This window comes from Anoxybacillus eryuanensis (assembly GCF_051200995.1).
Lineage (GTDB): Bacteria > Bacillota > Bacilli > Bacillales > Anoxybacillaceae > Anoxybacillus > Anoxybacillus tengchongensis.
In genome coordinates, this window is record NZ_JBPODS010000009.1 from 24,518 (window position 1) to 50,552 (window position 26,035).

General features: G+C 41.6%; 27 protein-coding genes. All 27 read left to right on the plus strand.

The genetic code is table 11. From position 1 onward, the window contains the following. The first annotated feature begins 4 nt into the window (after window positions 1–4). The 27 genes from HNQ84_RS09580 to truB all read left to right on the plus strand — a co-directional run bounded on the left by HNQ84_RS09580 (window position 5) and on the right by truB (window position 26,026). Window positions 5–1,075, plus strand: a complete 1,071-nt coding sequence (locus HNQ84_RS09580; protein WP_055441128.1) for a protein-glutamate methylesterase/protein-glutamine glutaminase — start codon at window positions 5–7, stop codon at window positions 1,073–1,075. 14 nt (window positions 1,076–1,089) lie between these two features. Continuing rightward, complete coding sequence (locus tag HNQ84_RS09585; RefSeq protein ID WP_183247018.1) at window positions 1,090–3,084, plus strand: chemotaxis protein CheA; 1,995 nt, start codon at window positions 1,090–1,092, stop codon at window positions 3,082–3,084. A 25-nt stretch (window positions 3,085–3,109) separates the two neighbouring features. Next, complete coding sequence (locus HNQ84_RS09590; protein ID WP_055441126.1) at window positions 3,110–3,541, plus strand: chemotaxis protein CheW; 432 nt, start codon at window positions 3,110–3,112, stop codon at window positions 3,539–3,541. 7 nt (window positions 3,542–3,548) lie between these two features. Next, entirely contained in the window at window positions 3,549–4,184 is a 636-nt protein-coding gene (locus HNQ84_RS09595) for a chemotaxis protein CheC (RefSeq protein ID WP_183247016.1), read from the plus strand. Further along, the gene (locus tag HNQ84_RS09600; protein ID WP_055441195.1) at window positions 4,177–4,677 is read left to right on the plus strand and encodes a chemotaxis protein CheD; all 501 of its coding nucleotides are present in this window, start codon (window positions 4,177–4,179) and stop codon (window positions 4,675–4,677) included. Before HNQ84_RS09595 ends, HNQ84_RS09600 begins: the two co-directional genes overlap by 8 nt. Then, the gene (locus tag HNQ84_RS09605) at window positions 4,677–4,991 is read left to right on the plus strand and encodes a hypothetical protein (RefSeq protein ID WP_435621963.1); all 315 of its coding nucleotides are present in this window, start codon (window positions 4,677–4,679) and stop codon (window positions 4,989–4,991) included. Before HNQ84_RS09600 ends, HNQ84_RS09605 begins: the two co-directional genes overlap by 1 nt. A gap of 32 nt (window positions 4,992–5,023) precedes the next feature. Then, complete coding sequence (locus HNQ84_RS09610) at window positions 5,024–5,755, plus strand: FliA/WhiG family RNA polymerase sigma factor (RefSeq protein WP_435621964.1); 732 nt, start codon at window positions 5,024–5,026, stop codon at window positions 5,753–5,755. Between the two features lie 40 nt (window positions 5,756–5,795). Continuing rightward, the gene (locus tag HNQ84_RS09615) at window positions 5,796–6,053 is read left to right on the plus strand and encodes a hypothetical protein (RefSeq protein WP_183247011.1); all 258 of its coding nucleotides are present in this window, start codon (window positions 5,796–5,798) and stop codon (window positions 6,051–6,053) included. A 10-nt stretch (window positions 6,054–6,063) separates the two neighbouring features. Beyond that, window positions 6,064–6,507, plus strand: a complete 444-nt coding sequence (locus HNQ84_RS09620) for a DUF6115 domain-containing protein (protein WP_183247009.1) — start codon at window positions 6,064–6,066, stop codon at window positions 6,505–6,507. A gap of 139 nt (window positions 6,508–6,646) precedes the next feature. Next, window positions 6,647–7,354 carry a 30S ribosomal protein S2 gene (gene rpsB, locus HNQ84_RS09625; RefSeq protein ID WP_032099697.1) on the plus strand — a complete coding sequence of 236 codons (708 nt, stop codon included), beginning with the start codon at window positions 6,647–6,649 and terminating at the stop codon, window positions 7,352–7,354. 130 nt (window positions 7,355–7,484) lie between these two features. Next, on the plus strand, window positions 7,485–8,366 hold the full coding sequence (gene tsf, locus HNQ84_RS09630; protein WP_183241511.1) for a translation elongation factor Ts: 882 nt from the start codon (window positions 7,485–7,487) through the stop codon (window positions 8,364–8,366). Window positions 8,367–8,428: 62 nt separating this feature from the next. After that, window positions 8,429–9,151 carry a UMP kinase gene (pyrH, locus tag HNQ84_RS09635; protein ID WP_004891026.1) on the plus strand — a complete coding sequence of 241 codons (723 nt, stop codon included), beginning with the start codon at window positions 8,429–8,431 and terminating at the stop codon, window positions 9,149–9,151. Between the two features lies 1 nt (window position 9,152). Beyond that, window positions 9,153–9,704 carry a ribosome recycling factor gene (gene frr, locus HNQ84_RS09640; RefSeq protein ID WP_435621965.1) on the plus strand — a complete coding sequence of 184 codons (552 nt, stop codon included), beginning with the start codon at window positions 9,153–9,155 and terminating at the stop codon, window positions 9,702–9,704. A 93-nt stretch (window positions 9,705–9,797) separates the two neighbouring features. Continuing rightward, window positions 9,798–10,562, plus strand: a complete 765-nt coding sequence (gene uppS, locus HNQ84_RS09645; protein WP_435621966.1) for an undecaprenyl pyrophosphate synthase — start codon at window positions 9,798–9,800, stop codon at window positions 10,560–10,562. A gap of 6 nt (window positions 10,563–10,568) precedes the next feature. Continuing rightward, window positions 10,569–11,336: a phosphatidate cytidylyltransferase gene (locus tag HNQ84_RS09650; RefSeq protein ID WP_183247003.1), complete on the plus strand. Its 768-nt coding sequence runs from the start codon at window positions 10,569–10,571 to the stop codon at window positions 11,334–11,336. Between the two features lie 15 nt (window positions 11,337–11,351). Next, the gene (gene dxr, locus HNQ84_RS09655; RefSeq protein ID WP_435621967.1) at window positions 11,352–12,497 is read left to right on the plus strand and encodes a 1-deoxy-D-xylulose-5-phosphate reductoisomerase; all 1,146 of its coding nucleotides are present in this window, start codon (window positions 11,352–11,354) and stop codon (window positions 12,495–12,497) included. A gap of 15 nt (window positions 12,498–12,512) precedes the next feature. Beyond that, the gene (rseP, locus tag HNQ84_RS09660) at window positions 12,513–13,769 is read left to right on the plus strand and encodes an RIP metalloprotease RseP (RefSeq protein WP_435621968.1); all 1,257 of its coding nucleotides are present in this window, start codon (window positions 12,513–12,515) and stop codon (window positions 13,767–13,769) included. Between the two features lie 29 nt (window positions 13,770–13,798). After that, window positions 13,799–15,493 carry a proline--tRNA ligase gene (locus tag HNQ84_RS09665; RefSeq protein ID WP_435621969.1) on the plus strand — a complete coding sequence of 565 codons (1,695 nt, stop codon included), beginning with the start codon at window positions 13,799–13,801 and terminating at the stop codon, window positions 15,491–15,493. A gap of 105 nt (window positions 15,494–15,598) precedes the next feature. After that, complete coding sequence (locus HNQ84_RS09670; RefSeq protein WP_435621970.1) at window positions 15,599–19,891, plus strand: PolC-type DNA polymerase III; 4,293 nt, start codon at window positions 15,599–15,601, stop codon at window positions 19,889–19,891. Between the two features lie 148 nt (window positions 19,892–20,039). Further along, a complete protein-coding gene (rimP, locus tag HNQ84_RS09675; protein ID WP_032099687.1) occupies window positions 20,040–20,510 on the plus strand; it encodes a ribosome maturation factor RimP in 471 nt (156 codons plus the stop codon). 27 nt (window positions 20,511–20,537) lie between these two features. Continuing rightward, the gene (gene nusA / locus HNQ84_RS09680; protein ID WP_006322329.1) at window positions 20,538–21,641 is read left to right on the plus strand and encodes a transcription termination factor NusA; all 1,104 of its coding nucleotides are present in this window, start codon (window positions 20,538–20,540) and stop codon (window positions 21,639–21,641) included. A gap of 1 nt (window position 21,642) precedes the next feature. Continuing rightward, window positions 21,643–21,927: an RNase P modulator RnpM gene (gene rnpM, locus HNQ84_RS09685; protein WP_009732926.1), complete on the plus strand. Its 285-nt coding sequence runs from the start codon at window positions 21,643–21,645 to the stop codon at window positions 21,925–21,927. Beyond that, window positions 21,917–22,216: a YlxQ family RNA-binding protein gene (locus HNQ84_RS09690; protein WP_183241496.1), complete on the plus strand. Its 300-nt coding sequence runs from the start codon at window positions 21,917–21,919 to the stop codon at window positions 22,214–22,216. The genes rnpM and HNQ84_RS09690 overlap by 11 nt, the downstream gene beginning before the upstream one ends. A gap of 18 nt (window positions 22,217–22,234) precedes the next feature. Then, window positions 22,235–24,433 carry a translation initiation factor IF-2 gene (gene infB / locus HNQ84_RS09695; RefSeq protein ID WP_435621971.1) on the plus strand — a complete coding sequence of 733 codons (2,199 nt, stop codon included), beginning with the start codon at window positions 22,235–22,237 and terminating at the stop codon, window positions 24,431–24,433. Next, complete coding sequence (locus HNQ84_RS09700) at window positions 24,430–24,708, plus strand: DUF503 domain-containing protein (protein WP_032099683.1); 279 nt, start codon at window positions 24,430–24,432, stop codon at window positions 24,706–24,708. Before infB ends, HNQ84_RS09700 begins: the two co-directional genes overlap by 4 nt. Before the next feature lie 14 nt (window positions 24,709–24,722). Continuing rightward, on the plus strand, window positions 24,723–25,082 hold the full coding sequence (rbfA, locus tag HNQ84_RS09705; RefSeq protein WP_003394813.1) for a 30S ribosome-binding factor RbfA: 360 nt from the start codon (window positions 24,723–24,725) through the stop codon (window positions 25,080–25,082). A gap of 47 nt (window positions 25,083–25,129) precedes the next feature. Beyond that, on the plus strand, window positions 25,130–26,026 hold the full coding sequence (gene truB, locus HNQ84_RS09710) for a tRNA pseudouridine(55) synthase TruB (protein ID WP_435621972.1): 897 nt from the start codon (window positions 25,130–25,132) through the stop codon (window positions 26,024–26,026). The last annotated feature ends 9 nt before the right edge of the window (window positions 26,027–26,035 follow it).

Genomic DNA, 26,035 nt, shown 5'->3' on the forward strand with positions numbered 1-26,035 from the left:
CGCTGTGAAGAAAGCAAAAGTGCTCGTCGTTGATGACTCTGCTTTTATGCGAAAATTAATTAGTGATTTTTTGTCCGAACATCCGCGGTTGCACGTTGTCGGTACAGCACGTGACGGACAAGAAGCGTTACAAAAAATTGAGCAATTCAATCCGGATGTCGTGACGCTAGATGTTGAGATGCCTGTCATGAACGGGCTTGAAACGTTAAAGCATATAATGCAAAAACGACCTCTTCCTGTCGTTATGATCTCAAGCACGACGACAGAAGGGGCGGAAAATACGATTTTAGCGTTGCAATACGGGGCGGTTGACTTTATTGCGAAGCCTTCCGGAGCGATCTCGCTAGATTTATATAAAATTAAAGATAAAATGATCGAAAAAGTGCTTTTGGCAAGCGAAGCGAATTTACGAACGGTGAAAACAAAACAAAAAATGTCTATGTTGCCACAAAAGCAATATAGTAAAATAGAGGTAAGTGAACGACAAAATGTAAGTGGAAAGAAAAAAATCATCGCGATCGGTACATCAACAGGTGGACCGCGTGCGCTTCAACACGTATTAACAAAATTTCCAGCAACGATTGACGCACCGATTTTAGTTGTTCAACATATGCCAAAAGGGTTTACAAAGTCGTTAGCGACCCGACTTGATTCATTATGTCACATTCGCGTCAAAGAGGCAGAGGATGGTGAAATTATTCAAAAAGGGACAGCGTATATCGCACCAGGAGGAAAACACTTACATGTGAAACGTGTAGGGATGTCGCTAGCCATCCACTTGGATGAAGCAGCACCGCGCAATGGTCATCGACCTTCTGTTGACGTGATGTTTGAATCGCTAAGCGCCTTAACAGATTACGAGAAAATCGCTGTTATTATGACAGGCATGGGTTCAGACGGTACAGCAGGATTAAAACAATTAAAGTCTTCGGGTAAGACGTTTGTCATTGCAGAATCTGCCGAATCTTCCGTTGTATTCGGCATGCCTAAGTCAGCCATTGCTGCAAACGTTGTTGATGAGATCGTTCACGTGGACGATATTGCTGAAGCGGTAATGAAACACGTACAAGTTTGAGGGGGATAGGAACAATGGACATGAGTCAATACCTCGAAGTGTTTATTGATGAAAGTAAAGAGCATTTACAAACAATTAACGAGCAACTGCTAGAACTTGAAAAAAATCCAGACGATGTGTCGATCGTTAATGAAATTTTTCGCTCCGCCCATACGTTAAAAGGAATGTCAGCAACGATGGGATTTGAGGACTTAGCCAATTTAACACATCAAATGGAAAATGTACTTGATGCGATTCGTAATGGGAAAATAGCGGTTACGCCTGAACTGCTTGACGTCATTTTTCGTGCTGTTGACGATTTAGAAGCGATGGTCGTTTCCATTGCAGAAGGTGGAGATGGAAAACGTGACGTTACAGACGTTGTTGCGCAGTTAAAGCAAATTGAAAAAGGAGAAGTCGTTGTAGCACAAAAAAGCACTCCGACATATGAACAAACATACGATGAGTTTGAATACACGATTTTAAAACAGTCGGCTGAACAAGGGTTCCACAGTTATGAAGTTGCGATTAAACTGCGCTCTGACTGTTTATTAAAAGCTGCCCGCGTATTTATGATTTTTGAAGTGATTGAACAAATCGGTGAAGTGATCAAGTCTGTTCCGACCGTTGAAATGCTTGAGGCCGAACAGTTTGACGATCAATTTGTTGTGACGGTAGTGACAAAAGTATCACAAGATGAGTTACAAAAGCGCATTATGAAAGTATCTGAAGTAGAAGAAGTAAACGTCCAACCGGTTGATTTTGCGCAGGAAAAGGCGCACGAAAAACCGGTGGAACAAAAAGAAGAGCCGAAAACAGTGGAACAAGTCGCGGAGAAAAAACAAGAAGGACAAGAAGAAAAAGCGACTGGAAAGCAAGTAAGCAACAAAACGATTCGCGTCAATATTGAGCGCCTTGATGTATTAATGAACTTATTTGAAGAACTTGTCATTGATCGCGGCCGACTAGAACAAATTTCGCGTGAGTTAAACAACCCTGAATTACACGAAACAGTTGAACGGATGTCGCGCATTTCAGGAGACTTGCAAAACATTATTTTAAATATGCGCATGGTACCTGTTGAAACGGTATTTAACCGCTTTCCGCGAATGGTTCGTCAATTAGCTCGCGATTTAGGGAAGAAAATTAATCTTGAAATTATCGGAGCAGAAACGGAGCTCGATCGCACAGTGATTGATGAAATTGGTGATCCGCTCGTTCACTTGTTGCGCAACGCTATCGATCATGGCATTGAAACACCAGATGTGCGTCGGGCGAAAGGAAAACCGGAAGAAGGAACAGTCAAGCTTAAAGCATATCATAGCGGCAATCATGTATTCATTGAAATCGAAGACGACGGTGCGGGCATTAGCCGTGAAAAAGTGCTGAAAAAAGCCATTAGTAAAGGCATTATCTCGGAACAAAACGCAGCCAATTTAACAGACAAACAAGTATATGAACTTATTTTTGCTTCAGGTTTTTCAACAGCGGATAAAGTATCTGACATTTCAGGACGCGGTGTCGGATTAGATGTTGTAAAAAGTACGATTGAGTCGCTTGGTGGATCAGTATCCATTGACTCGGAAGAAGGGGTTGGTTCGGTCTTCTCGATTCAGCTACCGCTTACACTATCCATTATCTCAGTTATGTTAGTTGAAATTCAAAATGAAAAATATGCGATTCCGTTGTCATCGATTATCGAGACAGCCATTGTGAAAAAAGAAGATATTTTACATGCCCATAATCAAAAAGTTATTGATTTTCGTGGGAAAGTTGTGCCGCTTTTATTCTTAAGAGATATTTTTGAAGTGCCGGTCATCAAGGAAGAAGACGATTTCTTATCGGTCGTCATTGTGCGTAAAGGTGAGAAAATGGCTGGACTTGTCGTCGATTCATTTATCGGTCAACAAGAAGTGGTGTTAAAATCGCTTGGCAACTACTTAACGTCCGTATTTGCTATTTCTGGGGCAACCATTTTAGGCGACGGACAAGTTGCACTCATTATTGATTGCAATGCGTTAATTAAGTAGGAGCAAGCGAGAGGGGGAATTTAATGTGGCTGAACTGAAAGTGATTATTTTTCAACTAAAAGACGAAGAATACGCAATTCCAGTCCAACAAGTGCGCTCGATTGAAAAAATTCAACATATTACACGCGTTCCTCGCGTTCCGAAATATGTTAAGGGCGTCATTAATTTGCGTGGAGTCGTTACACCGATTATTGATTTACGCATGCGGTTTGGGTTAGAAGAAGCGACATTTTCCGACCATACGCGCGTCATTATCGTTGCGCTTGATGATATGGAAGTTGGTTTAATTGTTGATGCGGCAAACGATGTCGTTGATATTTCAACGGACGCCATTGAACCGCCGCCAGAAGTAGTTGATGCAACAACAGCGGATTATATTAATGGTGTCGTAAAAATTGGAAAGCGTCTATTTATTTTATTAAACTTAGAAAAAGTATTAAAAACAGAGAAAGGATAAATCGTCCATGTCATATTTTGAACGGATGGATGCCGTCCATATGGACATACTAAAAGAGATTGGTAATATCGGTGCGGGCCATGCAGCAACGGCGTTATCAAAACTGTTAAATAAAAGAATTGAAATGACGATTCCTGATGTGCGCATCATTTCTTTTGACGAAATGATGGACATTGTCGGAGGAGCTGACAATGTCGTTGCTGCTGTTTTTTTGCGTATTGAAGGAGATGCACCTGGCAATATGTTTTTTGTACTATCGATTGAGCAGGCGGAACGATTTATTCAACAAATGACTGGCGACGAACAGTTTAAATTAGAACAAGATTGTTCAGAGCTACCGTTATCTGCATTGCAAGAGCTTGGCAACATTTTAGCCGGTTCGTATTTATCATCTTTATCGGATTTTACCAATTTAAATTTACATCCATCTGTTCCGGCGCTCAGCATTGATATGATCGGTGCAATTTTAAGCTATGGATTAATTGAAATGTCGCGCGTCGGTGATCATGTCATCGTCGTTGATACAGCAATTCACGAGGAACATCAGCCGGATGATCGCGTCAATGGCCACTTTTTCTTACTTCCTGACCCTGAATCATTTCATATCATCTTTCGAGCTTTAGGTGTGGAACATGATGAGTGAAATTGTTCAAGTGGTGAAAGTCGGGATTGCTGACATGAATATTGTCAAGGCACCGCATGTCATTCGCACATGTGGGCTTGGCTCGTGCGTTGGTGTGGTCGTATATGATTTAACAAAAGAAGTGGCCGGGATGGCGCACGTGATGTTACCTGATTCATCGTTAGCAAAATCCGAAAACATGAATGTGGCGAAGTATGCCGACACCGCGATTGAAGAGCTGATCCGGCGCGTCATTGAGGCAGGAGGACGAAACGGTCATTTGAAAGCAAAAATGGCTGGTGGTGCACAAATGTTTCAGTTTCGCACAGGGACGACGGATATGATGCGTATCGGACCGCGCAATGTTGAGGCTGTTCGCCAGCAGCTTCAACGCTTTCGCATTCCGATTGTTGCTGAAGATGTCGGAGGAAGTAGCGGACGGACGATTGAATTTCATCCGAAAACAGGTATATTGCTCATTCGAACAGTAAATCAAGGGGTACGGGAAATGTAATGGCTGGTACATGGAAATTTAACATTGGCTTTGCTTTATTCGGCTGTATGATCGCCTTTTTTTCTTCACTATTGCAAAATAGCATATGGACATCTACAATACGGGCTTTCATTGCATTTGTTGTTTTCTTTGTTTTCGCATTTATTGTTCGCTGGATGATCGGATTTATCCAAAGAGATGAATCAACATCGAACGTTTCGTTTGCACAACGGAATGACACCGAAGTTGAGCAGATGATTGAAGACTTAAGTGAAGAAGAACAACAAAAAGTAGCTGAGTATATTCGTCAATTATTGAGTCACGAAGAGAAATAAATGCCAAAACGTAGCTTAGGGGGGATGATATATTGTGCTGGCAAAAGTGGATTGATGCTCGTGATCGTGAGGCGGGCAATCAACTGATTGAAAAGTATATGCCACTTGTCGATTATCACGTACAACGTATAGCTTCATCCCTTCCGAAGAGCGTAAAAAAAGAAGATTTAAAAAGTTTAGCGTTACTCGGTTTATACGATGCGCTAGAAAAATTCGATCCTTCGCGTGATTTAAAGTTTGACACGTATGCTTCATTTCGTATTCGTGGCGCTATTTTAGATGGTTTGCGCAAAGAAGATTGGCTTCCCCGAAGCGTACGAGAAAAAGCGAAGAAAATTGAAGCGACAATTGAGCAGTTGCAACAACTGCATATGCGTGACGTTAGTGCCAAAGAAGTAGCTCACGCGTTAAATATATCAGAAGATGAAGTATACGCAGTCATGAATGAGCAGTTTTTCGCGAATGTTTTATCGCTTGATGAGCGACCATTTGACGATGACGATGATCAATCATCGTTTACGATACGTGATGACCGATCGCCATCGCCTGAGGAGCACATATTGCGAGAAGAACAAATTGCTCAACTAGCAAACGTCGTACAACAATTGAATGAAAAAGAACAGTTAGTCATTAGTTTGTTTTACAAAGAAGAACTGACGTTTACAGAAATCGGGCATATTATGGGACTGTCGACGTCACGGATTTCTCAAATTCACGCCAAAGCTTTATTTAAAATGCGCAAACTGATTGAGCAAGCGATATGACAGTCCTTCATCAAACAACTTTTATGAAGGAAGTGAAACGATGAGCTTAAAGTTAGTCGAGTTACAAGTAGCGTTGCCGAAAACGCATGAGCTCGGGAAGTGGCAAGAACATATGCAACAGTACGGACAGCTTGCTCAACAACAGCTTGCAACAGAAATGAAAAAACAAGACGAGCGTATTCGGCAGCAAGTGACGAAAGCCGAACAAAGCGAACGTTCCAAATGGAAAAAGCAATCTGAGAAGAAAGAAAAAAACAAACACCCTTACAAAGGAACGCATATTGATTTTACCGGATAAGAGGGATGATATGACAACGTTTTTATGGTTTGTTAGCTTCGTGTTGCATGGTATTTCTCTCTTTCTTATCATCCTTTTATCTTTAAAATGGATGAAAATTAAAGAGACGGAAAGAGAGCAAGCGGAGCTTATTCGCGAAATGGAAACGATGATGACAACATATTTAATGCAGTTCAAAGAAGAAAACGAACGATTTGTTAAACAAATTACATCATCGACTATTCGCCAACATTCTCGTTCATTGCGAAAAGAACAAATGTCTCCTCCAGTTGAGCATGTTGTTGACCGCATCGAGTTATCGTCAACTGCGCCAAAGGAAGAGCAATCGCTCGAGTCGCTTGTCTCAGAAGCATTAAAACTTCAACAACAAGGAAAAACAATTGATGAGATTGCGAAGACGCTCAAACGTGGCAAAACAGAAATGGAGCTTTTGCTTAAATTTCACCAAAAGTAGTTGAATGTGCTTTTTAATTATGATATAGTTCTATTTGGTGTGAATACACACGCTCATCGATTTAAGCAACGGTGCTGCCTTGCAGTCTTGCTTAAAAATGACGTGAGCGGAGGAAAAAAACCGTATAGGAGGATGAAAGATGTCTGTCATTTCAATGAAACAATTGCTTGAAGCAGGGGTTCACTTCGGGCATCAAACACGTCGCTGGAACCCGAAAATGAAAAAGTACATTTTCACTGAACGCAATGGTATTTATATCATTGACTTACAAAAAACAGTGAAAAAAGTAGAAGAAGCGTATAACTTCGTCAAAGAACTTGCGGAAAACGGTGGTAAAATTTTATTCGTTGGTACGAAAAAACAAGCGCAAGATTCTGTGAAAGAAGAAGCAGAACGCTCTGGCATGTTCTACGTGAACCAACGTTGGTTAGGTGGAACGCTAACAAACTTTGCAACTATTCAAAAACGCATTAAACGCTTAAAAGAAATCGAAAGAATGGCTGAAGATGGCACATTTGATGTATTGCCTAAAAAAGAAGTGGTAAAACTAAAGAAAGAGTTAGAGCGTCTTGAAAAGTTTTTAGGCGGTATTAAAGAAATGAAAGAATTGCCAGATGCATTATTTGTCATCGACCCACGCAAAGAGCGCATTGCCGTTGCAGAAGCTCGTAAATTAAACATTCCGATCATCGGAATTGTGGATACAAACTGTGATCCAGACGAAATCGACTACGTCATTCCTGCGAACGACGATGCGATTCGCGCTGTGAAACTTCTTACATCTAAAATTGCTGATGCGATTTTAGAAGCAAAACAAGGCGAAGAAGCCGTTGTCACAGCTGAGTAAGCATGTGAAAGGTGATAAGAGGGGGGAGCCTTTTATCACCTTTTTTTAAGAAAATCGGGCATAATAAGCATACGAACCGTTTCGGTTTGTGTACATACGATTTGGCACATAAAAAAGGAGGATGTTTCATATGGCAATTACTGCTCAAATGGTAAAAGAATTGCGCGAAAAAACTGGCGCAGGAATGATGGACTGCAAAAAAGCGTTAACAGAAACAAACGGTGATATGGAAAAAGCGATCGACTGGCTTCGTGAAAAAGGAATGGCGAAGGCAGCGAAAAAAGCAGATCGCATTGCAGCTGAGGGAACAACATTAATTGAAGTTGATGGAAATGTAGCTGTCATTTTAGAAGTAAACTCTGAAACAGACTTCGTTGCGAAAAACGAAGGATTTAAAACATTAGTAAAAGAATTAGCAGATCATTTATTAAAACATAAGCCTGCAACAGTAGAAGAAGCGCTGCAACAAAAAATGGATAACGGTGCGACAGTAGAGGAACATATCAACGCAGCGATCGCTAAAATTGGTGAAAAAATTACGTTACGTCGCTTTGCAGTTGTAGAAAAAGATGACAATGCAGCGTTCGGTGCATATTTACACATGGGTGGTCGCATTGCTGTATTAACGGTGTTAGAAGGTACAACAAATAGCGACATTGCAAAAGATGTAGCGATGCACATTGCTGCGATTAATCCAAAATACGTCTCTCGCGATGAAGTATCCGCGGAAGAAATCGCTCGTGAGCGCGAAGTGTTAAAACAACAAGCATTGAATGAAGGAAAACCAGAAAATATCGTTGAAAAAATGGTTGAAGGCCGCTTAGGCAAATTCTTTGAAGACATTTGCTTACTTGAGCAAAGCTTTGTAAAAAATCCAGACGTCAAAGTACGCCAATTTGTAGAATCTAATGGTGCAACTGTAAAAAGCTTCATCCGTTACGAAGTAGGCGAAGGTATTGAAAAGCGTCAAGATAACTTCGCTGAAGAAGTTATGAGCCAAGTTCGTAAGTAATGAATACAAATAGGGAACACATATGTGTTCCCTATTTTTAGAGAACGGTATGGAGGTTTACAATGAAAAGCCCAAAATATAAACGTGTCGTTTTAAAATTAAGCGGTGAAGCGTTAGCTGGTGATCAAGGATTTGGCATTAATCCGTCTGTCATTAAATCCATTGCGCAACAAGTAAAAGAGGTAGCAGAACTTGGAGTTGAAGTGGCGGTCGTTGTTGGCGGTGGGAATATTTGGCGCGGTAAAATCGGCAGTGAAATGGGAATGGATCGTGCCACAGCCGATTATATGGGCATGCTAGCAACAGTAATGAACTCGCTTGCTTTGCAAGACAGCCTAGAGCAACTTGGTGTGCAAACGCGCGTGCAAACGTCTATTGAAATGCGCCAAGTGGCAGAGCCTTACATTCGTCGAAGAGCGATTCGTCACTTAGAGAAAAAACGTGTCGTCATTTTTGCAGCAGGAACAGGGAATCCGTACTTCTCGACAGATACGACAGCCGCGCTTCGTGCTGCAGAAATTGAAGCGGACGTCATTTTAATGGCAAAAAACAACGTAGATGGTGTATACAGCGCCGATCCAAAAGTGGACAAAAATGCGGTGAAGTACGATGAACTATCCTACTTAGATGTGATCAAACAAGGATTAGGCGTCATGGATTCAACCGCTTCATCGTTATGTATGGATAACGATATTCCACTTATTGTTTTCTCGATTATGGAAGAAGGAAATATTAAACGTGCCGTATTAGGCGAAAATATTGGAACAATTGTAAGGGGGAAATAAGATGCAAGTATTAACGAACGCGAACGAAAAAATGGATAAAGCAGTTCAAGCTTTTTCGCGTGAACTCGCAACGATTCGCGCAGGTCGTGCAAATCCAGCGTTACTAGAAAAAATTACAGTAGATTACTACGGCATGCCGACACCAATTATTCAGTTAGCAGGCATTCAAGTGCCAGAAGCTCGCCTTCTTGTTATTCAGCCGTATGACAAATCCGTATTGAAGGAAATTGAAAAAGCTATTTTAGCATCTGACTTAGGGTTAACGCCTTCAAACGACGGTTCAGTCATTCGTATTTCCATTCCGCCGCTAACAGAAGAGCGCCGTCGTGAGCTTGTGAAGTTAGTAAAAAAATATGCTGAAGAAGCGAAAGTCGCTGTGCGCAACATTCGCCGTGATGCAAACGATGAGTTGAAAAAGCTAGAGAAAAATGGCGAAATTACAGAAGACGAGTTGCGAGGTTATACAGAAGACATTCAAAAATTAACAGACGATCATATCGCAAAAATTGATGTGATTACGAAAGAAAAAGAGAGAGAAGTCATGGAAGTATAAGTCCCTCTATGTTTATAGAGGGTTTTTTGTTATAATTACTAAATAGGGCGCACAGCCTAATCATGTTGGATCAAAGCTGGAGGACACGCGCTTATGTTTGAAAAGATGAAAAGATGGAAAAACAAAGAAGAAGGATATGAGAAAGAAACAATTTTACAAGGACCGATTCCTGCGCATGTGGCGATCATCATGGACGGGAACGGACGATGGGCGAAAAAACGCGCGTTGCCACGTATGGCTGGACATTATGAGGGCATGCAAACGGTACGGAAAATTACGCGTTTTGCGAACGAACTCGGTGTAAAAGTGTTAACGTTATACGCATTTTCAACAGAAAATTGGAAACGACCAAAAACGGAAGTCGATTATTTAATGCAGTTGCCTGAACAATTTTTGAACACATTTTTGCCAGAGTTAATCGCAGAAAACGTACAAGTACGCATTATGGGACATAAAGATCAACTACCTTTACATACGTTACATGCAGTCGATAAAGCAATCGAAGAGACAAAACAAAATACGGGCTTAATTTTAAACTTTGCGTTAAACTACGGAAGTCGTGCGGAAATTGTGCATGCCGTTCAAAAGCTTGTTGACGATGTGCAAAATGGAACGATTCAAGCAAGTGATGTGAATGAACAGGTGTTCCATTCATATTTAATGACAAACGATTTACCAGATCCCGATTTACTCATTCGCACAAGCGGAGAGATTCGTTTAAGTAATTTCATGCTTTGGCAATTGGCTTATACAGAATTTTGGTTTACAGACGTATTATGGCCAGACTTCACAGAACAACATTTTTTACAGGCGGTACATGAATTTCAACAACGAAGCCGCCGATTTGGAGGCGTATAATTTCGTATGAAACAAAGAATTGTAACAGCAGTGATTGCAGCTTCAGTCTTTTTACCGATCGTCATATATGGCAGATGGCCATTTTTAGTGTTAACGTATATACTAGCTACGGTTGGCTTATTTGAGCTTATTCGCATGAAACGCATATCGCTTTTTTCGTTCCCGAGCATTGTTAGTTTTCTTGCATTATGGCTCTTTTTATATCCATATGAACATATGATAAATATATGGATCCTCGTCGTTGGGCTCTTTTTGTTGCTCATTTATACGGTCATATCAAAAAATGCATTTACATTTGATGATGTAGCATTTATGATTGTCGCTGTCTTATATGTAGGGGTTGGTTTTTATTCTTTTGTTCAAGTGCGTGAAGCCGGTTTGTCGTACATTTTTTATGCGCTTTTTTTAATTTGGGCAACGGATAGCGGAGCGTACTTTGTTGGTCGTGCGTTCGGAAAACGAAAGCTATGGGAGCATATTAGCCCAAACAAAACAGTGGAAGGTGCTATTGGTGGGGTTTTGTGTGCCCTTGTTGTCGTGAGCGTGTATGAGTGGCTATCGCCATTTGCGCCGTCTTTCCTCATGTTACTCATTGCGACGGTCATTTTATCCGTTTTCGGACAGCTTGGTGATTTAGTGGAATCGGCATTTAAACGTCACTATGGAGTAAAGGATTCAGGAGCTATTTTGCCAGGACATGGTGGCATTTTAGATCGCTTCGATAGTTTGTTATTTGTTTTGCCAATTTTGCATTTGTTTTACCTTATTGCGTAAAAAGGAGTGGGGCTTTTGCGAGCAATTAGTTTATTAGGAGCGACGGGCTCAATCGGCATGCAAACGTTAGATGTGATTCGCGCCCATCCCGATGCGTTTCGTCTCGTCGCTTTTTCCGCTGGGCGAAATATAGAGCGAGCTCGACATATTATTGAGCAATTTTCACCGAAAGTCGTATGTGTTGCTCAAAAAGAAGATGCACATATGCTACAAAGCGAATATATAGGGCGAGTGCGCATCGTTTCTGGTGAAGATGGTCTCGTTGAAGTAGCGACCGTTCAAGAAGCAGACATTGTCGTCAATGCGGTTGTCGGAAGCGTTGGATTAGTACCTACGTTACAAGCGATTGAGGCGAAAAAAACGATTGCGTTAGCGAATAAAGAAACGTTAGTTACCGCAGGTCATCTTGTCATGAAACACGCTGCTGATTACGGCGTAGCCATTTTGCCTGTCGATAGTGAGCATTCTGCTATCTTTCAATGTTTGCAAGGGGAACAACAAAAAAATATCGAATGCATCATTTTAACGGCATCTGGTGGTAGTTTTCGTGATCGGACTCGCGAACAACTACAATACGTCACAGTGGAAGAAGCGTTAAAACATCCGAATTGGTCGATGGGAGCAAAAATTACAATTGATTCTGCAACGATGATGAACAAAGGACTCGAAGTGATCGAAGCACACTGGTTATTCCAATTACCGTATGAACAAATTGACGTCCTTTTGCATAAAGAAAGTATTATTCATTCGATGGTACAATTTCATGATGGAAGTGTCATTGCTCAACTCGGAACGCCAGATATGCGAGTACCGATTCAATATGCATTAACATATCCTGACCGTTTTCCGCTACATATTGAACGACTGAACTTAGCACAAGTAGCCACGTTGCATTTTCAAAAAGTGGACATGAACCGGTTTCGTTGTTTACAATTTGCTTATGAAGCTGGAAAGATAGGGGGAACGATGCCAACGGTATTAAACGCCGCCAATGAAGAAGCGGTGTCAGCCTTTTTAGCTGGACAAATATCGTTCCTAGCGATCGAACAATGCATTGAAAAAGCGATGGAGCGGCATGTACCGATTGCTCATCCGGATCTTGAGACGATTCGTGCAGTTGATTTTGAAACGAGACAATATGTAAAATCACTACACATGTAAAAGGTGGTTGAAACTTTGGAGACGGTTATTGCTTTTCTTATCATTTTTGGCGCGCTTGTGTTTTTTCATGAATTAGGTCACTTCATTTTCGCGAAGCGAGCAGGTATTTTATGCCGCGAGTTTGCGATTGGATTTGGTCCAAAAGTGTTTTCAATGAAAAAAGGGGAAACGACGTACACCATTCGTTTGCTCCCACTTGGTGGTTTTGTGCGCATGGCTGGCGAAGATCCTGAGATGATTGACGTCAAGCGCGGGCAAGTTGTCGGCTTACTGTTTCATTCAGATGGTAAAGTGAAGAAAATCATCGTCAATCATAAAGATGAATATGAAGATGCGAAAATCATTGAGGTGGAGCGCGCAGACTTTGAACATGAGCTATATATTGAAGGTTACGAGAATGAAGATGATCGCTTACAACGTTTTGAGTTAAGCGATCCTGCCTACATCGTTATTGATCGCGAAGAAGTACAAATTGCACCGTACAATCGTCAATTCGGCTCAAAAACGCTCGGACAGCGGGCGATGGCTATTTTCGCTGGTCCGCTTATGAATTTCATCTTAGCACTTGTCATCTTTATTGTTATTGGACTGCTACAAGGGTACCCTGTTGATAAACCGATTGTTGGTGAATTGACAGAAGACGGTGCCGCGCGTCAAGCAGGATTGAAACAAGGTGATATTGTCATTTCGATTGACGGACAGCCGATGTCTTCATGGACGGATGTTGTTACAATTATTCGAAAAAGCCCAGAAAAACCGCTCCAATTTCAAGTGAAGCGCAACGACCAAATGATCGATCTCACCGTCACACCAGAAAAGAAAACGATCGAAGGCGAGACGATCGGATTGATCGGTGTATATGGACCGATGGAAAAATCGGTTGTTGGGGCGATCAAACAGGGAGCGTTAGAAACGTACTATTGGACAAAAGAAATTATCGTTGGTCTAGGTCATTTATTGACGGGGAAATTTTCATTTGATATGCTATCTGGACCTGTTGGCATTGCCGTTTCCACACATAAAGTCGCCCAATCTGGCGTGTATTATTTAATGAAATGGGGAGCGATTTTAAGCATTAACTTAGGGATTATCAACTTACTTCCGCTTCCAGCGCTTGATGGAGGACGCTTAACGTTTTTTGCGATTGAGGCGTTGCGTGGAAAGCCAATTGATCGCCAAAAAGAAGGAATTGTGCATTTTATCGGTTTTGCCCTTCTCATGTTGCTCATGCTTGTTGTTACGTGGAATGATATTCAAAAATTTTTCTTATAAATCAATGAAGTAAGAGGTGCTAAAAAAAGATGAAACAAAGTATGTCGTTTATTCCTACATTGCGTGAAGTGCCAGCAGACGCGGAAATTAAAAGCCATCAACTGCTGCTTCGCGCCGGTTTCATTCGCCAAAACGCGAGTGGAGTATATAGCTTTTTACCACTTGGTAAACGTGTATTACAAAAAATTGAAGCGATCATTCGTGAAGAAATGGAGCGTGCAGGTGCTATAGAACTGTTAATGCCAGCGTTGCAACAAGCAGAACTATGGCAAGAGTCAGGCCGCTGGTATTCATATGGACCGGAATTAATGCGTTTAAAAGATCGCCACGATCGCGACTTTGCGCTCGGTGCAACACATGAAGAAGTCATTACGGCACTTGTTCGCGATGAAGTGAAATCGTACAAACGTTTGCCGCTTACGCTTTATCAAATTCAAACGAAGTTTCGTGACGAAAAACGCCCACGTTTCGGTTTGCTTCGTGGTCGTGAGTTTATTATGAAAGATGCATATTCGTTTCATGCTTCACAAGAAAGTTTAGATGAAGTATACAATAAAATGTACGAAGCTTATGCGAATGTGTTCCGTCGTTGCGGGTTGAATTTCCGCGCTGTCATTGCCGATTCTGGCGCCATGGGCGGAAAAGATACGCATGAGTTTATGGTTTTATCTGATGTTGGAGAAGATACGATTGCATATTCTGATTCGTCTGATTATGCGGCGAATATTGAAATGGCACCAGTCATTACGACGTATGAGCGAAGCGATGAACCGCATGCCCCGCTTGAAAAAGTGCATACACCGGAACAACGTTCGATTGAAGAAGTAAGTCAATTTCTGCAAGTACCAAAAGAAAAATGTATCAAGTCGTTATTATTTAAAGTAGACGATCGCTATGTACTTGTTCTTGTACGTGGCGACCATGAAGTGAATGATGTGAAAGTAAAAAATATATTAGAAGCAACGGTTGTGGAATTAGCAACGCCAGAAGAAACAAAACAAGTGATGAACTGTGAAGTTGGTTCGCTTGGTCCAATTGGTGTGAGCGACGATGTACTCGTTTTAGCGGATCATGCAGTAAAAGCGATTGTCAACGGTGTATGCGGAGCCAATGAAGCACACTATCATTATAAAGGGGTTAACCCAGATCGTGATTTTGTTGCGCAATATGCGGACGTTCGTTTCATTCAAGAAGGGGATCCGTCGCCAGATGGAAAAGGAACGATTCGTTTTGCGCGCGGCATTGAAGTTGGTCACGTATTTAAACTCGGTACACGTTATAGCGAAGCGATGAATGCAACGTATTTAGATGAAAATGGACGCATGCAACCGATGATTATGGGATGTTACGGCATCGGTGTATCTCGTACGCTTGCAGCCATCGCTGAACAATATAACGATGAGCATGGGCTCATTTGGCCAACAGCTGTTGCCCCGTTCCATGTGCATCTTATTTCTGTCAATCCAAAAGTGGACGAGCAACGAAAACTCGCAGACGAATGGTACGTACGTTTGCAACAAGAAGGATTTGAAGTGTTGTATGACGATCGTGCTGAGCGCCCAGGTGTGAAATTCGCTGACAGCGATTTAATCGGTTTACCTGTACGCGTAACGATTGGAAAACGGGCAAGCGAAGGAATAGTTGAAGTAAAAGTTCGCAAAACAGGCGAAACAGAGGAAGTACATGTGTCGCAATTAGTGGAGACTTTGCACCGATATTTGTAAAAGGCAGAGAGGGGGATCCCCCTCTTTCTGTCGTCTATCACCCCCAAACGATGGAGAAATAAAGAAAGGGAGGTGCACCGTTACATCTTTTTGTAACGAACAACGATGAGAGAAGAACAAAAAGAAAGGTTTTCTATTTTGTTGCAACAACTACAACTCGCTTCTTCGCATATAGCGAACGACTTAGCAAATGGACAGATTAACAAAGTAGTTATCGACAAACGAACAAAATGTTGGCATTTTTATTTTCAATTTCCAGCGATTTTACGAGCGAATGTATATGTCGAATTTCGTAAACGACTAATCGAACAGTTTCGTCACATCGCTCATGTGCAATGCACGATTGAAGCGGAAGATCAAACGTTTACCGCTGAAGACGTCATATCGTATTGGTCGATGTTTGTGGAAACGATTCAACAAAGCTCGCCTCTTCTTTCACTAATGACACAGCAGCAACCGCACGTCAAAGGAACGAAAGTGATTGTCCAAGCACGCAATGAAGCAGAAGCGATTGCTTTAAAAAAGCGATTTGCGGAAATATTTGCTGAGACGTACGCTTCGTTTGGCTTCCCACATTTACAATTGGAAGCGGACGTGAAACACGATGAACAACAGTTTGAACAATTTTTAGCACAAAAACAAAAAGAGGATGAGGAGCGAGCGCTAGCTGCGTTTATCGAAGCGATGCCGAAACAAGAACCATCTAACGTAAGCGAAGAAAGCGGTCCGCTTGTCATCGGCTATCAAATTAAAGATGAGGAACATATTCGCTCGCTCGATCAAATTGTAGAAGAAGAGCGTCGTGTCGTTGTGCAAGGATACGTCTTTGATGCTGAAGCAAAAGAGCTAAAAAGCGGACGAACGTTATTGACGTTAAAAATGACAGATTATACAAACTCTATTCTTGTAAAAATGTTTTCACGCGATAAAGAAGATGCGGAATTAATGCAACGTGTAAAAAAAGGTATGTGGGTGAAAGTGCGCGGCAGCGTACAAAACGACACATTCGTTCGCGATCTTGTGCTTATTGCGAATGACCTAAACGAAGTGAAACCAAACGAGCGTCAAGATACAGCCGAAGAAAAGCGTGTGGAATTGCACGTTCATACACAAATGAGTCAAATGGATGCGGTCGCTTCAATTACAGCGCTCGTTGAACAAGCAAAAAAATGGGGACATGAAGCGATTGCCGTTACGGATCATGCCGTCGTTCAGTCGTTTCCGGAAGCGTATAGTGCAGGAAAAAAATACGGTGTGAAAATTTTATATGGACTAGAAGCAAATATTGTCGATGATGGGGTACCGATTGCTTATAATGAAGCGCATCGCCGTCTCATGGACGATACGTTTGTCGTATTTGACGTGGAGACGACAGGGCTTTCCGCTGTATATGACACCATTATTGAGTTAGCAGCAGTAAAAGTGAAGAACGGGGAAATTATCGACCGTTTTGAATCGTTTGCTAACCCGCATCATCCGCTTTCAGCGACGACAATTGAACTAACGAAGATTACAGATGATATGTTAAAAGACGCACCAGACGTCGAAGAGGTGTTAGAAAAGTTTTACCATTGGATTGACGATTGTGTGCTCGTTGCTCATAATGCGACGTTTGACATTGGTTTTTTAAATGCAGGATTCAAAAAAATCAATCGCGGCAAAGTAACAAATCCGGTGATCGATACACTAGAGCTTGCCCGCTATTTATATCCTGAGCTAAAAAACCATCGCTTAAATACGCTTTGTAAAAAATTTAATATTGAATTAACTCAACACCATCGTGCTATTTATGATGCAGAAGCGACAGGGTATTTGCTTATTCATTTGTTAAAAGAACTTGATGAAAAAGGAATACGATATCTTGATCAGTTAAACGAAGCATCGAAAGAACAAGGAGCGTTCCAACGATCCCGACCGTTCCATGCGACGTTGCTTGTACAAAATGAAGTAGGGTTAAAAAATTTATTTAAACTCGTATCGTTTTCACATGTGAACTATTTTTATCGCGTTCCACGCATTCCACGTTCTGTGTTACAACAACATCGCGAAGGTATTTTAGTCGGATCAGGGTGCGATAAAGGTGAACTATTTGAAGCGATGATGCAAAAAGGAATCGAAGAAGCAGAGGCAATTGCCCCGTTTTATGATTTCCTGGAAGTGCATCCGCCAGAAGTATACGCTCCGCTTATTGAAATGGAATATGTACGCGACGAAGAGGCACTAAAAGAAATTATTACAAACATTGTGCAGCTTGGTGAACGGCTTGGTATTCCGGTTGTCGCAACAGGAAATGTGCATTACATGAACCAAGAGGATAAAATTTATCGCAAAATTTTAATTCACTCACAATCTGGTGGCAATCCGTTAAATCGTCATGAACTCCCAAATGTTCATTTTCGTACAACAAACGAAATGTTAGAAGCATTTTCGTTTCTTGGTGAACAAAAAGCAAAAGAAATTGTTGTCACAAATACGAGAAAAATTGCCGATCTCATTGGAGACGTCAAACCGATTAAAGATGAGTTGTACACACCGAGAATTGAAGGAGCGGACGAAGAAATTCGTCGGATGAGTTACGAACGAGCGAAGAGCATTTATGGTGACCCACTTCCAGACATCGTTGAAAAACGGCTAGAAAAAGAATTGAAAAGCATTATTGGCCATGGCTTTGCGGTCATTTATTTAATCTCTCATAAACTCGTAAAAAAATCGCTTGATGATGGTTACCTTGTTGGTTCGCGTGGTTCAGTTGGCTCATCCTTTGTTGCGACGATGACCGAGATTACAGAGGTGAATCCGCTCCCACCGCATTACGTTTGTCCGAACTGTAAACATTCTGAGTTTTTCGATGATGGTTCGGTCGGCTCGGGATTTGATTTACCAGATAAAGACTGTCCAAAATGTGGCACGCGGTATAATAAAGATGGTCACGATATTCCGTTTGAGACGTTTCTAGGGTTTAAAGGTGATAAAGTTCCAGATATTGACTTAAACTTTTCGGGCGAGTATCAACCGCGAGCCCACAACTATACGAAAGTGCTATTCGGTGAAGATAACGTATATCGTGCTGGAACGATTGGTACCGTTGCTGACAAAACAGCGTACGGATTTGTCAAAGGGTATATAAGTGATAAAAATCTTCATGTACGCGCAGCAGAAATAGATCGTTTAGCAGCTGGATGTACGGGAGTGAAACGAACGACAGGGCAACATCCAGGAGGTATTATCGTCGTTCCAGATTACATGGACATTTATGACTTTACACCGATTCAATATCCTGCCGACGATACAGAAGCAGAATGGCGGACGACGCACTTTGACTTCCATTCCATTCACGATAATTTATTGAAGTTAGACATTCTTGGACACGATGATCCGACAGTCATTCGAATGTTACAAGATTTAAGTGGAATTGATCCGAAGACGATTCCAACAGATGATCCGGAAGTGATGAAAATTTTTAGTAGTACAGAATCGCTCGGGGTGACGCCTGAACAAATTATGTGTAACACAGGAACGCTCGGTATCCCAGAGTTCGGCACGCGCTTTGTTCGTCAAATGTTGGAAGAAACAAAACCAAAAACGTTTTCAGAGCTTGTGCAAATTTCGGGCTTATCGCACGGGACAGACGTTTGGCTTGGTAACGCGCAAGAGCTTATTCAAAGCGGTACATGTACGCTATCAGAAGTAATTGGATGTCGCGATGACATTATGGTGTATTTAATTTACCGCGGCTTAGAACCGTCATTAGCATTTAAAATTATGGAATCCGTTCGTAAAGGAAAAGGATTAACGCCAGAATTTGAAGAAGAAATGCGTAAACACAATGTACCAGAATGGTATATCGAATCATGTAAAAAAATTAAGTACATGTTCCCGAAAGCGCATGCGGCGGCATACGTTCTCATGGCGGTACGCATTGCGTACTTTAAAGTACATCATCCGCTTCTTTATTACGCATCGTATTTTACCGTACGTGCAGAAGACTTTGATTTAGACGCCATGATTCAAGGATCTGCGGCGATTCGTCGACGTATTGAGGAAATTCAAGCAAAAGGGCTTGATGCGTCTGCGAAAGAGAAAAACTTGTTAACCGTACTTGAAATCGCGCTAGAAATGTGCGAACGGGGCTTTTCGTTTAAAAATATCGATTTGTACCGTTCACAAGCAACGGAGTTCATTATTGACGGCAATTCCCTTATTCCACCGTTTAATGCGATTCCGGGACTTGGGACAAACGTTGCCCTCAGCATTGTGCGTGCTCGTGAGGAAGGCGAGTTTTTATCGAAAGAAGATTTACAACAACGTGGCAAAGTATCGAAAACGATTTTAGAATATCTTGAAAGTCGGGGTTGTTTACAGTCGCTCCCCGATCACAATCAATTGTCGCTATTTTGAATGAGTTGCAATTTTTTTGCCAATATGTTATAGTTCTAGTGGAAATGGTAAAGATAATGCACACAAAGAGTGGGGAGACCCACTCTTTCGTATTGATTTGAGATTCCTTGCCGTTGCAAGGGATTTTCTTGCAGTTAGGAGGACCAATATGAAAAAAGTCACACACATCGTCGAGGAGCTCGTCACCCCGATTGTCACACATATGGGATTAGAACTTGTCGATATTGAATACGTGAAAGAGGGTAAAAATTGGTTTTTGCGTATTTTTATTGATTCACCGACAGGTGTTGATATCGATCAATGCGGTGTCGTAAGTGAACAGTTAAGTGAAAAACTCGATGAAATTGATCCTATACCGCACAATTACTTTTTAGAAGTATCATCACCAGGGGCAGAGCGTCCACTTAAAAAGGCGAAAGACTTCGAACGCGCCGTCGGAAAAAACGTTTACGTCAAAACGTATGAGCCAGTCGACGGTCAAAAAGAGTTTGAAGGATTGTTAACTGCATTTGATGGGCAAACCGTGACGGTAGAAGTGAAAGTGAAAACAAAGAAAAAAACAATCACGATTCCATATGAAAAAATAGCTAGTGCACGGCTAGCTGTCATTTTTTCTTAATTCACATTAAAGGGGGACGACCGGTTCATGAATACAGAGTTGTTAGATGCTTTAACGGCGCTTGAGCGCGATAAAGGCATTAGTAAAGAAGTGTTAATTGAAGCGATAGAGGCAGCGATTGTGTCCGCTTATAAGCGCAATTTTAATCAAGCGCAAAACGTTCGTGTTGACTTTAATCAAGAAACGGGAACCATTCGCGTATTTGCTCGTAAAGAAGTCGTAGATGAAGTGTATGATTCACGTTTAGAAATTTCGCTTGACGAAGCGAAGCGAATCAATCCGAACTATCAAGTAGGAGATGTTGTTGAAATTGAAGTGACACCGAAAAATTTCGGACGCATCGCTGCCCAAACAGCGAAGCAAGTCGTCACGCAGCGCGTCCGCGAAGCAGAACGAGGTGTCATTTATGCTGAATTTGTTGATCGTGAAGAAGATATTATGACAGGTATTGTTCAGCGAACGGATTCGAAATTTATTTACGTCAGTCTCGGTAAAATTGAGGCGTTGCTTCCGGTGAGCGAACAAATGCCGAATGAGACATATAAACCACATGATCGCATCAAAGTGTACATTACAAAAGTAGAAAAAACGACAAAAGGTCCACAAATTTACGTATCGCGCACGCATCCAGGACTATTAAAGCGATTGTTTGAATTAGAAGTACCAGAAATTTATGACGGTACGGTAGAAATTAAATCGGTTGCACGCGAAGCAGGAGATCGCTCAAAAATTTCTGTTCATTCGGATAACCCAGAAGTTGATCCGGTTGGTGCATGTGTTGGACCAAAAGGACAACGAGTACAAGCGATTGTAAATGAGTTAAAAGGCGAAAAAATCGATATTGTACGTTGGTCTGCAGACCCGGTTGAATTTGTAGCCAATGCGCTAAGTCCATCTAAAGTGCTTGACGTCATCGTTAACGAAGAAGAAAAAGCGACGACGGTCATTGTACCGGATTATCAACTATCGCTTGCTATTGGAAAACGTGGTCAAAATGCTCGGTTAGCGGCGAAGTTAACGAATTGGAAAATTGATATTAAAAGTCAATCAGAAGCGGAGCAACTAGGTATTTACCCTCGTTCTTCATCATCGTTCCAAGTTGACGAAGAGGAGATTAGTGAGGTGGAATAATATGCCGAAAAAAATCCCGATGCGCAAATGTGTTGTTACAGGGGAAATGAAACCAAAGAAAGAACTTATTCGCATCGTTCGTTCGAAAGAAGGAGATGTGTCAATTGATCCGACGGGAAAAAAAGCGGGACGTGGTGCGTACATCACGCTAAGTAAAGAATGTATTTTACTTGCCAAAAAGAAAAATACGCTTGCGCATCATTTAAAAGCAACCATTGACGATTCCATTTACGAACAGTTATTGCAGCTCGCTGAGAAGGAGAACGGAGAAACAAATGAATCATAAACCATGGGTTTCTTTTCTCGGACTAGCGAATCGGGCGCGTAAAGTCATTTCGGGAGAAGAGCTTGTTGTAAAAGAAATTCAGCGTAAACGCGCGAAGCTTGTCATTTTATCGGAAGATGCGTCAGAAAACACGAGAAAAAAAATTTCCGATAAATGCTCGTTTTATCGCGTTCCGCTTTGTTACGTGGACAGTCGTCACGAATTAGGTGGGGCGATTGGAAAAGGAGCACGTGTTGTTGTAGCGATTACGGATGAAGGATTCGCACAAAAGCTGAAAACGATGCTCTAACATTTTGGGGGTGAATGTATGTCAAAAATGCGTGTATATGAGTATGCCAAAAAACATAATGTGTCAAGTAAAGACGTAATCCATAAACTAAAAGAAATGAACATCGATGTGTCAAACCATATGACGATGATTGAAGCAGATGTTGTTGAGCAATTAGATCGTTCATTTAAAAACGAGCAAAACCAAGAACAAAAACAAGAACCAAAACAAGAAGCGAAAAAAGAAGAAAAGAAGACACCAGTGAAAAAGCCTGTTTTAGAACAGTTTGAAGAAGATGAAGATGAAGTCATTCAAACGAAAGTGCCAATTAAAAAAGCAGTAGTAAAAAATCGCGAAGGGAAAAAACACGACTTGCAAATTCAACAAAAAGAAAAGAAAATTTTCAATAACAAAAAAAATAAGAAACAAAAACCTCAGCAAGCTCCACAACAACAAGAAGTGCAAAAGAAAAAGGAGAAAGAGCTTCCGAAAAAAATTACATTTGAAGGATCATTAACGGTTGCCGAACTAGCGAAAAAACTAGGTAAAGAACCTTCTGAAATTATTAAAAAGCTATTTATGCTCGGCATTATTGCAACGATTAACAAAGATTTAGACAAAGATGCGATCGAGCTCATTTGCTCAGATTACGGTGTAGAAGTCGAAGAAAAAGTAACCGTTGACGAAACAGAATTTGAGACGATTGAAATTGTTGATAACCCAGAAGATTTAGTTGAGCGTCCACCTGTCGTCACGATCATGGGTCACGTTGACCACGGAAAAACAACGTTGCTTGACTCAATTCGTCATACGAAAGTAACGGAACAAGAGGCGGGGGGCATTACGCAACATATCGGTGCGTATCAAGTCGTTGTTAACGGCAAAAAAATTACGTTTTTAGATACACCGGGTCACGAAGCGTTCACAACGATGCGTGCACGCGGTGCACAAGTGACAGACATCGTCATTCTTGTTGTTGCGGCGGATGATGGTGTTATGCCACAAACAGTTGAAGCGATTAACCATGCGAAAGCGGCAAAAGTTCCAATTATCGTCGCAGTCAATAAAATCGACAAGCCGACAGCAAACCCGGATCGCGTTATGCAAGAGTTGATGGAATATGAGCTCGTTCCGGAAGAATGGGGCGGAGATACAATTTATTGTAAATTATCAGCGTTAACAGGAGAAGGAATTGATAACTTACTTGAAATGATTTTGCTTGTTAGCGAAATGGAAGAATTAAAAGCAAATCCAAACCGCCGTGCGACAGGAACGGTCATTGAAGCAAAATTAGATAAAGGCCGTGGACCAGTTGCCACCCTTCTCGTTCAATCCGGGACGTTGCGTGTCGGTGACCCGATTGTTGTCGGCTATACGTATGGCCGTGTGCGGGCGATGACAAACGATCTCGGTCGTCGCGTGAAAGAAGCAGGTCCATCGACGCCTGTCGAAATTACAGGATTAAACGAAGTACCGCAAGCAGGCGATCGTTTTATGGTGTTTGAAGATGAGAAAAAAGCGCGTCAAATTGGCGAAGCACGTGCTCAAAAACAAATTGTGCAACAACGAAGCGTTAAAGCGCGCGTGAGCCTAGATGACTTGTTTGAAAAAATTAAACAAGGCGAAATGAAAGAATTAAACATTATCGTCAAAGCTGATGTTCAAGGTTCTGTTGAGGCGCTTGTTGCGGCATTGCAAAAAATTGAAGTAGAAGGTGTACGCGTTAAAATCATTCACTCTGGTGTGGGCGCTGTAACAGAGTACGACATTATGCTTGCATCTGCATCGAATGCGATTGTCATCGGCTTTAACGTTCGTCCGGATGCGAATGCTAAACGCGTAGCAGAAACAGAAAAAGTAGACATTCGTCTCCATCGTATCATTTACAAAGTTATCGAAGAAATTGAAGCAGCGATGAAAGGTATGCTTGATCCAGAGTACGAAGAAAAAGTGATCGGTCAAGCAGAAGTTCGTCAAACGTTTAAAGTATCGAAAGTCGGCACGATTGCAGGATGCTATGTAACAGATGGAAAAATTACGCGCGATAGTAGCGTTCGCCTCATTCGTCAAGGCATCGTTGTTTATGAAGGACAAATCGATACGTTAAAACGTTACAAAGACGATGTAAAAGAGGTAGCACAAGGATACGAGTGCGGTATAACGATTAAAAACTTTAATGATATTAAAGAAGGCGACGTTATTGAAGCATATGTCATGCAAGAAGTGGCACGAAAATGATCGGGTACGTCGAATGTGAATGTATCATTTACGACGTCCAATCATTGAAACAAAAGCGAGCCGTGTTGCAACGCATTGTCACACGGCTCAAACAAAAATATAATATATCCGTAGCCGAAGTAGATTATCAAAACGTATGGCAACGAACGAAGCTTGGAATTGTAGCTATTACAGCCGAGCGAACAGCAACGGAACAAGAACTTCAACGTGCGTTGCAATTGATCGATTCGTTTCCAGAAATCGAGCGAACGGTTACAACATTTGAGTGGTTTTAATCGAGGTGATGATGATGAGTTTGCGAGCCACACGTGTAGGCGAACAAATGAAAAAAGAATTAAGTGACATTATCGGACGCAAACTGAAGGACCCACGTATCGGTTTCGTTACTGTAACGGATGTTCGAGTAACGGGCGATTTGCAACAAGCAAAAGTGTATATTTCTGTTCTTGGAGATGAAGAACAAAAGAAAAATACGCTCAAAGGATTAGCAAAAGCGACCGGATTCATCCGTTCAGAAATTGGTCAGCGTATTCGTTTACGCAAGACGCCGGAAATTTACTTTGAAATTGATGAAACAATCGATTACGGACAACGAATTGAAAGTTTAATTAAACAAATTTCCGAAGAAAAAGAACATAAAGAAGAATAATGGATAGACATGGGTCTATCCATTTCCGCTATTTTAGAGGTGAAGTGATGGACGGAGTGTTATTGTTACATAAACCTGCTGGCATGACGTCACACGATTGTGTCATGCGTATTCGTAAGCTATTTCAAACGAAAAAAGTTGGTCATACAGGAACGCTCGATCCCGATGTATGTGGTGTATTGCCGATTTGCATTGGCAAAGCGACGAAAATTGTTGAACTGTTAACGGCAGAAAAAAAAACGTATGAAGGGGAAGTGACGCTGGGGATAGCAACAACAACAGAAGATGCATCGGGTGATGTTGTTTCAATAAAATCGGTGGAGCGGCCAATCGCCCGTCATGAAATTGAACGTGTATTGGATAAACTGACGGGAGAAATCGAGCAAATCCCACCGATGTATTCTGCAGTAAAAGTAAATGGGAAAAAATTATATGAGTACGCACGGGCAGGGATTGACGTCGAACGGCCGAAAAGAAACGTCTATATTTACGAGTTACAACTTCTCGATAACAGACAAGTATTTGTAGGTGAACGTATATCGTTTCGTTTTCGAGTGACGTGTAGTAAAGGGACATATGTGCGTACGCTTGCCGTTCAAATAGGCGAACAACTTGGATATCCAGCACACATGTCCCATCTCGTTCGCACAGCGTCAGGATCGTTTACGCTCGATCAATGTGTGACGTTTGCTGACATTGAACAACATATAGAAAATGGTACAGCGCATACGTTGCTTTTGCCGATTGAACGAGCGTTAGCCCATTTGCCGACATACGTACTGAGCGATGAGGAAGAGAAAAAAGTAAAAAACGGGTCGGTTTTACCTGCTCTCCCCTCTATGCCTGCACGTCTATTGATGATAAACAGACAAGGTGAAGCGTTAGCGATTTACATGCCTCATCCAACAAAGCAAAGTTATATGAAACCTTTAAAAATATTGTAGGTGAAAACG

Coding starts and splice junctions, on each gene's coding strand:
- HNQ84_RS09615 (WP_183247011.1), top strand. CDS start 5,796: ATGAGCTTAAAGTTAGTCGAGTTACAAGTAGCGTTGCCGAAAACGCAT.
- HNQ84_RS09670 (WP_435621970.1), top strand. CDS start 15,599: ATGAGAGAAGAACAAAAAGAAAGGTTTTCTATTTTGTTGCAACAACTA.
- HNQ84_RS09665 (WP_435621969.1), top strand. CDS start 13,799: ATGAAACAAAGTATGTCGTTTATTCCTACATTGCGTGAAGTGCCAGCA.
- infB (WP_435621971.1), top strand. CDS start 22,235: ATGTCAAAAATGCGTGTATATGAGTATGCCAAAAAACATAATGTGTCA.
- rbfA (WP_003394813.1), top strand. CDS start 24,723: ATGAGTTTGCGAGCCACACGTGTAGGCGAACAAATGAAAAAAGAATTA.
- nusA (WP_006322329.1), top strand. CDS start 20,538: ATGAATACAGAGTTGTTAGATGCTTTAACGGCGCTTGAGCGCGATAAA.
- pyrH (WP_004891026.1), top strand. CDS start 8,429: ATGAAAAGCCCAAAATATAAACGTGTCGTTTTAAAATTAAGCGGTGAA.
- HNQ84_RS09605 (WP_435621963.1), top strand. CDS start 4,677: ATGGCTGGTACATGGAAATTTAACATTGGCTTTGCTTTATTCGGCTGT.
- uppS (WP_435621966.1), top strand. CDS start 9,798: ATGTTTGAAAAGATGAAAAGATGGAAAAACAAAGAAGAAGGATATGAG.
- HNQ84_RS09700 (WP_032099683.1), top strand. CDS start 24,430: ATGATCGGGTACGTCGAATGTGAATGTATCATTTACGACGTCCAATCA.
- rpsB (WP_032099697.1), top strand. CDS start 6,647: ATGTCTGTCATTTCAATGAAACAATTGCTTGAAGCAGGGGTTCACTTC.
- HNQ84_RS09585 (WP_183247018.1), top strand. CDS start 1,090: ATGGACATGAGTCAATACCTCGAAGTGTTTATTGATGAAAGTAAAGAG.
- HNQ84_RS09600 (WP_055441195.1), top strand. CDS start 4,177: ATGAGTGAAATTGTTCAAGTGGTGAAAGTCGGGATTGCTGACATGAAT.
- rnpM (WP_009732926.1), top strand. CDS start 21,643: ATGCCGAAAAAAATCCCGATGCGCAAATGTGTTGTTACAGGGGAAATG.
- rimP (WP_032099687.1), top strand. CDS start 20,040: ATGAAAAAAGTCACACACATCGTCGAGGAGCTCGTCACCCCGATTGTC.
- truB (WP_435621972.1), top strand. CDS start 25,130: ATGGACGGAGTGTTATTGTTACATAAACCTGCTGGCATGACGTCACAC.
- tsf (WP_183241511.1), top strand. CDS start 7,485: ATGGCAATTACTGCTCAAATGGTAAAAGAATTGCGCGAAAAAACTGGC.
- frr (WP_435621965.1), top strand. CDS start 9,153: ATGCAAGTATTAACGAACGCGAACGAAAAAATGGATAAAGCAGTTCAA.
- HNQ84_RS09620 (WP_183247009.1), top strand. CDS start 6,064: ATGACAACGTTTTTATGGTTTGTTAGCTTCGTGTTGCATGGTATTTCT.
- HNQ84_RS09650 (WP_183247003.1), top strand. CDS start 10,569: ATGAAACAAAGAATTGTAACAGCAGTGATTGCAGCTTCAGTCTTTTTA.
- HNQ84_RS09690 (WP_183241496.1), top strand. CDS start 21,917: ATGAATCATAAACCATGGGTTTCTTTTCTCGGACTAGCGAATCGGGCG.
- HNQ84_RS09595 (WP_183247016.1), top strand. CDS start 3,549: ATGTCATATTTTGAACGGATGGATGCCGTCCATATGGACATACTAAAA.